General features: G+C 54.3%; 8 protein-coding genes. 1 reads left to right on the top strand and 7 read right to left on the bottom strand.

Annotated elements, in window-relative coordinates; translation table 11 throughout:
* Nucleotides 1–214: 214 nt before the first annotated feature.
* The gene (locus CKW31_RS09000; protein ID WP_095093994.1) at nucleotides 215–1,216 is read left to right on the top strand and encodes an HNH endonuclease family protein; all 1,002 of its coding nucleotides are present in this window, start codon (nucleotides 215–217) and stop codon (nucleotides 1,214–1,216) included.
* A 201-nt stretch (nucleotides 1,217–1,417) separates the two neighbouring features.
* On the opposite strand, the gene CKW31_RS08995 is transcribed toward CKW31_RS09000, so the two are convergent.
* The 7 genes from CKW31_RS08995 to CKW31_RS08960 all read right to left on the bottom strand — a co-directional run bounded on the left by CKW31_RS08995 (nucleotide 1,418) and on the right by CKW31_RS08960 (nucleotide 6,837).
* Nucleotides 1,418–3,199 carry a hypothetical protein gene (locus CKW31_RS08995; RefSeq protein WP_141230132.1) on the bottom strand — a complete coding sequence of 594 codons (1,782 nt, stop codon included), beginning with the start codon at nucleotides 3,197–3,199 and terminating at the stop codon, nucleotides 1,418–1,420.
* Between the two features lie 121 nt (nucleotides 3,200–3,320).
* Nucleotides 3,321–3,659 carry a hypothetical protein gene (locus CKW31_RS08990; protein WP_095093992.1) on the bottom strand — a complete coding sequence of 113 codons (339 nt, stop codon included), beginning with the start codon at nucleotides 3,657–3,659 and terminating at the stop codon, nucleotides 3,321–3,323.
* A 281-nt stretch (nucleotides 3,660–3,940) separates the two neighbouring features.
* Complete coding sequence (locus CKW31_RS08980) at nucleotides 3,941–4,375, bottom strand: hypothetical protein (RefSeq protein ID WP_095093990.1); 435 nt, start codon at nucleotides 4,373–4,375, stop codon at nucleotides 3,941–3,943.
* Nucleotides 4,376–4,496: 121 nt separating this feature from the next.
* Complete coding sequence (locus CKW31_RS29515) at nucleotides 4,497–4,772, bottom strand: hypothetical protein (RefSeq protein WP_141230131.1); 276 nt, start codon at nucleotides 4,770–4,772, stop codon at nucleotides 4,497–4,499.
* 395 nt (nucleotides 4,773–5,167) lie between these two features.
* Nucleotides 5,168–5,563 carry a single-stranded DNA-binding protein gene (locus CKW31_RS08970; RefSeq protein WP_095093988.1) on the bottom strand — a complete coding sequence of 132 codons (396 nt, stop codon included), beginning with the start codon at nucleotides 5,561–5,563 and terminating at the stop codon, nucleotides 5,168–5,170.
* A 2-nt stretch (nucleotides 5,564–5,565) separates the two neighbouring features.
* A complete protein-coding gene (locus tag CKW31_RS08965; RefSeq protein WP_095093987.1) occupies nucleotides 5,566–6,105 on the bottom strand; it encodes a DUF3158 family protein in 540 nt (179 codons plus the stop codon).
* A 3-nt stretch (nucleotides 6,106–6,108) separates the two neighbouring features.
* Complete coding sequence (locus CKW31_RS08960) at nucleotides 6,109–6,837, bottom strand: PFL_4669 family integrating conjugative element protein (RefSeq protein WP_256582530.1); 729 nt, start codon at nucleotides 6,835–6,837, stop codon at nucleotides 6,109–6,111.
* Nucleotides 6,838–6,980: the final 143 nt, after the last annotated feature.

The following is a 6,980-nucleotide window of genomic DNA, read 5'->3' as shown; positions in this document are numbered from 1 at the left end:
TAGGAACGGCGTTCTGGCTGCATGAAAGACCCGCTTAAAAGGCTAGAAATGGTGTCCACTAAAATTTAAGTGCACACCATGTCTTGGCTTTGCGGGGCTGGGTAGATGACTTCGCCGGACGGATACCCTACTGTCGAAGGTGTACGTAGTTTTTGTCAAAACTGAGTCGCTGAAATCCGCTTATCGTTTATTCAACGTCCTCAATGCTCGTGGCATGTCGCTGTCTAACGCCGATCTCATTAAGAACACTCTTTTCAGCAAATTGGGCTCTGAACAAAGCCAAAGTGATGAACTTGAGGATCGCTGGTTGGAGCTAGAAGAGATCGTGGGTATCGACCTGCTAGACAGCTTCCTAAGCCATCACCGGACGTCCCTGATAGCGGCAAAGGCTAGGGGTTCCCTGCATGAGGAGTACCGCTCAATAATCGGTGAGTTTGTAGGCGGCCCTTTCCCGTTTCTAGATCAGGTCATCCGTTCCGCCAAAAATTTTATGCGTATTTGGGATTGCGATTTCCAAGATGCTGCGTCTGTGCGACCACTAAATGCCCTCTGGCGCGTCAGCTATGACGAATGGATTCCTCCCTTACTCGGGTATCTCAACCAGCCCGTGCCAGGTCTGACCGAGGCGGAATTCCTTGGTCTGTTGGAGCGGATCACGATGCAGAACTGGGTGCGTCGCCTTGGGCGTACGGCCCGACTTACCGTCTACTTTAAGTTGATCAGCGCTATCCGAGCGAAGAAAGTTGCTGAGGAGGTTAATGCAATTTTCATCGCACATGCCAATAACGATGAATTCATCAACCTGCTGGGTGGTGAGGTTTACGGAAAACCGTTTGACGCGGCCGTATTACTGCGGCTAGAAGAAGCGTCTCAAGACGACTCGGTCACTAAGACGTATAGCGGTCGGCTGACCATCGAGCATATCCTGCCGCAGGCGTTGAAAGATGCGTATTGGACGGATCGGTTTAGCGCTGAGACTCATGGTCTCTGGCTTCATCGCCTTGGTAATCTCGCCATGCTCTGTGGTAGCAAGAATTACAAAGCCCAGTATTTCGATTTTGATCGAAAAAAGAAGATCTACCTAGACAGAGATAAAAAGGTTTCCTTCGACCTGACCAAAGAGATATGTACCTTGAGTGAGTGGAGTGAAGAGGCTTTGAAAGCACGCCAGGAACGACTTATCGTATTGGCCCAAACGATGTGGTCGATTGGCTGATCTGTTAGGTCAGAGACGCTCTGAGATGCTTTTTCCAGAAGGCTAGTGAAACAGAAACCTAGCTCGGAATGCGGGGCGTTGGTCCGTCCGATAGCGGTGAGTGTCCGCCTAGTCTTAGGTCTGCGCCGTGATGACGGAGCATCCGCCTCATTTGCATTTCGCGCGTTGAGCCAAGACGGCGGCAATTCGAACAAGAGTGAACTACTTTTCCACGATTGGCATACTAGTTGGGAGCTCGAATTCCCCCAAGGTTTCCACCAGCCAGCGGGGCGTACTGCCTTCGAATCCTAGGGACAGGAATGCCATCAGAGCGGCGAGATCTTCCGTCGCCAGTGACTTTGCAAATGTGAGCAAGACGGAGCGTTTTTCATCCACATCGTCGGCATGCTCGGTCTGATACGCAAAGACTTCAGGAAAGCGCATGAGTGGGTAGTCATAGTCAGCAGCCCTCATCTCATCGGCATATAGAGTGAAAAGGCTGCCTAGAAGGCGCTGCCACAGGGAGATTGGAATTTGCATCGATTGCATAGCTTCAATATGCGCTTCGCCGTCATAGACTATGAAGCCTTGCTCCGAATCGAACGCATGCTCCAAATGAGCCCAATGGATTGCTTCGTCCAGATCTGAGACGTACTCCAGATAATCGCCGATGTAGTCGTGTTGGTGTCTTCGCTGATTCACGATTTCGGCGAGGTCATCAGGACCCAAGAGAGCCAGTACACCTTTGGCAATGTCGGACGAGAGGGACTTGAGGTAAACATGTCGATCTTCTGTCCATTGGAAGCTCATGAACACCCCATAGTGATCATTCAGGCTCTGTAGGCCAGCGTTGAGGATATCCATACGTTTCTGAATATCCACGGGGTCGTACGCAGAGTTCTCCGACGCCGAATGCTCCAGGGCCTCGAAGGCCTGGATAATCACGTTCTTCTCCGGTTTTCCCGCCCATTTGCGGACTGCAGTACTAAGGGCCATAGCCGGGGCACCTAGTGCCCCCAGCGCGACGATAAGCGGTTGACCGATGACGGTTGCAGCCATTGAGGCGGTGATAAACACCGTTGTCGCGTCAACCGCATCAGCGATGTATGTCGATATAGCTTCATTCCGTTTTGCAAACAGCGCAGCTAAATCCTGGATTAGGGCACCGGTCTCTTGGTTCTGTTGTTGAGGGGAGAGTCCAGCTAGGGCCGAGAGAAAATGATGCCTAAGCGCCCGCTGGAGCTCTTCATGCTCCATGGCTATGCGATGAAAGTCTTCGGTACGAACATCCTGTACAAATGCGACACGTTCATCCCTCAGCAGGCTGGTCAGGCAATGTTGGAAGGAGAAGTTTTCGCGCGAAAAGAGGGCGTGATCAGCAGCTTGTACAGCCGGGCGCAGTTCTGACTGGCCGCGCTCGGTGAGCAAAGTGTAGGGGTGGAGCGGGAGGCCATCTTCGATAGCAGCGAAGGCCAGCGCAAGGCCAAGGCTCGAGGCTGATACGGAGTCGGCCTCTCGAAACTCTGCATCGATCTGCGCAGCCGTAGCACTCCATACAATTGGATGGGCTAGCAAGACCACGCCACCTTGCTGCACAGTCGCCTTGAGCATCAGCAATTCACAGGCAATCTGTCCAATCAGGCCTTTGCGATTGAGGTAGTCACCTCCCGCCAAGATCCGGCTATGCAGCACATCCCAAAGCACTACACGCTCACCGTAGATCAACCCCAGCTTCACGAACTGATCGAACTCTGGGGCCAGCCCAAAGCCAACGGTCTGAACATGCTCACTCCCGTAGATGGTTGTGGCTTGCCGGGCCGCTTGCTCACGTTCATCTGTCATGAGTGCTGCCAAATCAGTCCGTAGATTGTTGATTGACGCATCGGTGATCCAGTTCAAAACGGCTTGAGGGATTCCGTCATCGCTCCAGGTGATATTGAGGTGTCGCTCCAGCAGCTCAAGGTAAGCCAGGGTGAAAACCGTGGCAGAATCATGCTTCATCATTACGGCCCTTCTGCAGCCTATTGGTTTTTTTGCTCGGTGAAAGTGAGCCTGCACCGCTTCTGCCGCAATGGCTGCCCGGCGGGGTTCAATCCGCATGCTTCTAGCCCCACAGCGATGTTCTCTATTCGTCCAACATTCCAGAGATTTTCTTCATCCCGGCCACGAATTCTTTGGGTAAGCGGTCGTCTGGCACGAAGTAGGGAATGAAAACGTCGAGCTTCGCGAAGTCTTGATGGGACTGGAGTTGCTGCTGATACGCTTCCAAGAGTTCGGGGGCGACTGTCGACCTTGTTAGCTGCTTTTTCACGCGCTCCAAATACTGACCGACCTCCTTCATTGTCGAGCAGTCCGCCTCATCACTCATCCCATGAAGCTCGCGAGCGAATCGTTTTTGAGACCAGCCGAGTTGCTTGATCAGACGCTTGATTTCTTGTTGAAGCCTTTGCGTTTCTGTCCCCATTTTTCCCCAAACACTTCGGTAATTTTCGAGATGTCTCCCAACGGGGGGACTCATTCATTCAAATGCAAGGATAGAACCATGACCAAAATGACCCAAACCGACGCTTCGCGCATTGCATCAGATGCTGCCAAAAATAACGGCGGCCAGATTCCCAAGGGTTCGTTCGCAACACGTGCTCAATCTGCTGCCAGCAATAACCAAGCGGGCTGGCCTAGCAAGCAAGATGGCCAGCCTTCCGGGGGGGCAGAGATAACAACCCTCCGGCCGCTAAGCATAAGTAATCAACGGGAGTAGGACAGGGACGTCCTCCCCGTTCTGCAAGACCTGGCTGCCGAGTCGAAGGCAGTGAGGTACTGGGACGTTTTGTCCGTGAGATCCTTCAGGCCGTATTCCTTCTGAACCTCGCTCAATGCGCAGATGCAGTCTTCTCTTTTCCCTTGATACTGGTAACGGCCAAGCGCTTGCTGTGAGCCGTTGAGGCAGGCTTCGATGATCGCGTATTCGCTTCTCAAGTCATAGCGGTGGGGCGAATAGTGCTCGCTGACCTTCTTAGTGACGAGGGAGCCAGCGCTGAATGCGATCACTACCGCCGCCACTGACTTCTTCACTCGGCCATAGGTATGGCCGCTCAGCGCAGCTTTGCAATGACCACAATTGACGGATGATTCAAAATTCAGATCATTGGCTTTGGAGCACTTGGGGCATTTGATGAGCATGGCGTTCCTTGCTTCTCGATGTTCCCGCTTGGCCGATAGGCCCAAATGGGGGTGACGAAGTCTAATCTTGTCGGCCCTACAGAGCGAGAGATGCCAAGCATTGAATACTGAGAGATTGCACTCAAATCTTGGGCGGCAGAGCTGTGCTTCGCTCATCGTGGCATCTCAGGCGAACACGCATGCCCCAAGTGAAGACATCACGCGTCCAGTGGCTTCGGGCTTGATCCAGTTTGTCGAGGAAGCTGCTCAGGGTTTCGTTGAGCTTTATCGGGGCCAGTTCGGTGAGCTCCCGAAACACCCCCTCGGGATCTTCATGGATATGCGCCTTAGGGATGCGCCAGGCTTGATGCTGGGGATGTTCTGTGCGCCTGATGAGTAATCCCTGCCGATCCAGCATCAAACGATTGCTGCCTTTGATGTAGGTCAGCAGCAGGCCGTAATCGTAGCCGTCGAAAACGGCTCGTTGAGCAGCGGAGGGCGCTTGTGCTTCATGATCGGGAGCTTTGATTTTGCGGCAGGTTCAGGCGCGGCTCAAGCGCTGCGGCCTGTGGTTTTTCTTCAGGAAGAGTCTTACGGGCTTCGCGATTTTTTGGCCCAGCGCTAGGCATGTGATTGTTTATTGCTAAGGTGATTCCAGTGGAATCATCGTAGCCAGTTGCTAGTATGATTCCAGTGGAATCACTTCCCTGAGGTTCATGATCACGTCGTTCGAACGGTTGCTGCGGCCACCCCCCGCGTGTGAAGCTACCAGGCTGCAGAAGCTTCACGTGGAGGGCGATTTTTGTGCCAGCTTTAAGACTCAGGATCGGCACTGGCATGGTCTGTTGCAGCCAGTACGATGCTTTCAACCCGATGCGGCAGTATCCCGATCCGACTGGCCTGAACTTTCATCGCGCTGTTCTCCTCGCCATCGTCATCCTCCCACTTGTCCATCTGCATCCGTCCCTGCACCAGCACCCGAACGCCTTTGGCATAGAGCCGGGAGTAGCGCTCGGCATCCTTGTGCCAGAGTTCGACGTTGGCCCAGAAGCCGCCACGGTCTTCGTACTTACCATCGCCCCGCGGGATGGAGTTGTCGAAGTACACGTTCAGGCGCAGCAATCGCCGTGGCTCTTCATTGCCGTTCGAGAATTCCTTGAACTCTGGCTTGCTGCCGATGTTGCCTTCACCCCAAAAACTTGTGGCCATGGTCAGGCCTCCTTTGCGTGGTTGTTGATGACATTGAGTCGGTGTTGATAGGTAGCTTCTGCCTGCTCCATCTTTGCCGCGCATTCGGCTGCCTGGCGGCAGATGGTGTAGGTCAGGCTGATCTGCATGTTGAGCGCGATGCGCTGCAGTTCGAGCTGGTGCAGGTCGTCAATCAGGCTGGGTGGCGTGCGTGGGTCCTGCAGCAGTTCGGCCCAGAGTCCAACGCCCATCTTGCTGCGATCGGTTCTGCTCCAGCGCAGGAACACGGTGCCAGCGCCGGTGGACTGCTGCGTCATGCGGATGGGCAGCAGAGAGAAGGGGTAACGTTGCGCCTGAGGCAGCACTTCTTCGTTGGCCAACTGGATCAGGCTGCCCATCAACTGGCGGGAAACAAGGGCTAATTGGCTCAGCTCCCCCTTACCCTTAAAAGGTTTTAAAAGCCCTTTAAGGAAGGCTGCGTGTTCCAGGCTGGAGAAGGCTGTCTGATGCAGTGGCCGGAAGGCGGGCTGTCTAGCTTCGGTGGAGTGATTGAGATCCGACATGGCTCAGCGCTCCGTGTCATCGACGTCTTCTGCCGCACTGCTAGCATGCGCATCACTTGTGCCACGTGGGCGCATGATCGGTGGTGCGAACTCGGAGCGGCGCGATCCTTCAAGTACGTCCTGCGGCAGTTCTCCAAAAGACTCAAGCGCTTCCCGTGCTCTGGCATTGTTGGCTGCGAAGTCGTCGCGTGTGGCACCTGAATATTTGTACTGCTGGGCAAAGGCGAACAGGCTGCGTAGTTCATGCGCGCCATCGTCAAGCCAGCGCTCCATGTCCCGGCGGCCGATCAGAGCGGTGTGATGAGCCAGCAGTAAGCGTCGAGCGAGATCGTCAAATTGGGTCAGCAGGTATACAGCTTTGAAACCCAGCTGAGCGTTGATGAATAGCGGCAGGGTGACGGGCTGGATGTTGAGGTTGTCGCCAATGTTCAAGGCGTGAGGTATGTCAGCCATGAACTGGTCCAGATTCTCCTGGATCTCAGTCAGATGGGCCTTGCAGGCAGTAAGCTTCTGTTCGATACGGATCATCCACCAGTCCGAATAGGGATCATCCTGCTCGGCGCCGCGCTTCATCTTGTTCATCACGCTGACAAAACCGCTCAGGCCGACGATGCCGTTCTTGCCCTCGCTGAATTGCCGGCCATGCCAGATCCTAGCGGCGTGGTGGGTGTGCAGGGTGAGTTTCATCGCGCTACGTAGCGCGCCAAGGTTGAGCTGAATGGATTCGGACACGTCTGGCCTCCGGGTTTGAAAGGAGTGGACAGTGTTACTAAGGGCAGGGAAGGCTGTCAGTTGAGAAACTGGAATGAAGGGCAGGGGGTTTGAGGGAAGGGTCGAATGGAAGTGATTCCAGTGGAATCATACTGTCCAGTTGC

Origin of the sequence: Pseudomonas sp. Irchel 3A5, from assembly GCF_900187575.1 — a bacterium.
GTDB classification, from domain to species: Bacteria; Pseudomonadota; Gammaproteobacteria; order Pseudomonadales; family Pseudomonadaceae; genus Aquipseudomonas; species Aquipseudomonas folii.
The sequence above is the reverse complement of the archived record's forward strand: the minus strand, read 5'-3'. Positions and strand labels throughout refer to the sequence as shown.

Bases quoted from the DNA above. Each gene is read 5' to 3' on its own strand.
- CKW31_RS08970 (WP_095093988.1), bottom strand. From the start codon at position 5,563: ATGGCCACAAGTTTTTGGGGTGAAGGCAACATCGGCAGCAAGCCAGAG.
- CKW31_RS09000 (WP_095093994.1), top strand. From the start codon at position 215: ATGTCGCTGTCTAACGCCGATCTCATTAAGAACACTCTTTTCAGCAAA.
- CKW31_RS29515 (WP_141230131.1), bottom strand. From the start codon at position 4,772: ATGCTGGATCGGCAGGGATTACTCATCAGGCGCACAGAACATCCCCAG.
- CKW31_RS08995 (WP_141230132.1), bottom strand. From the start codon at position 3,199: ATGATGAAGCATGATTCTGCCACGGTTTTCACCCTGGCTTACCTTGAG.
- CKW31_RS08980 (WP_095093990.1), bottom strand. From the start codon at position 4,375: ATGCTCATCAAATGCCCCAAGTGCTCCAAAGCCAATGATCTGAATTTT.
- CKW31_RS08990 (WP_095093992.1), bottom strand. From the start codon at position 3,659: ATGGGGACAGAAACGCAAAGGCTTCAACAAGAAATCAAGCGTCTGATC.
- CKW31_RS08965 (WP_095093987.1), bottom strand. From the start codon at position 6,105: ATGTCGGATCTCAATCACTCCACCGAAGCTAGACAGCCCGCCTTCCGG.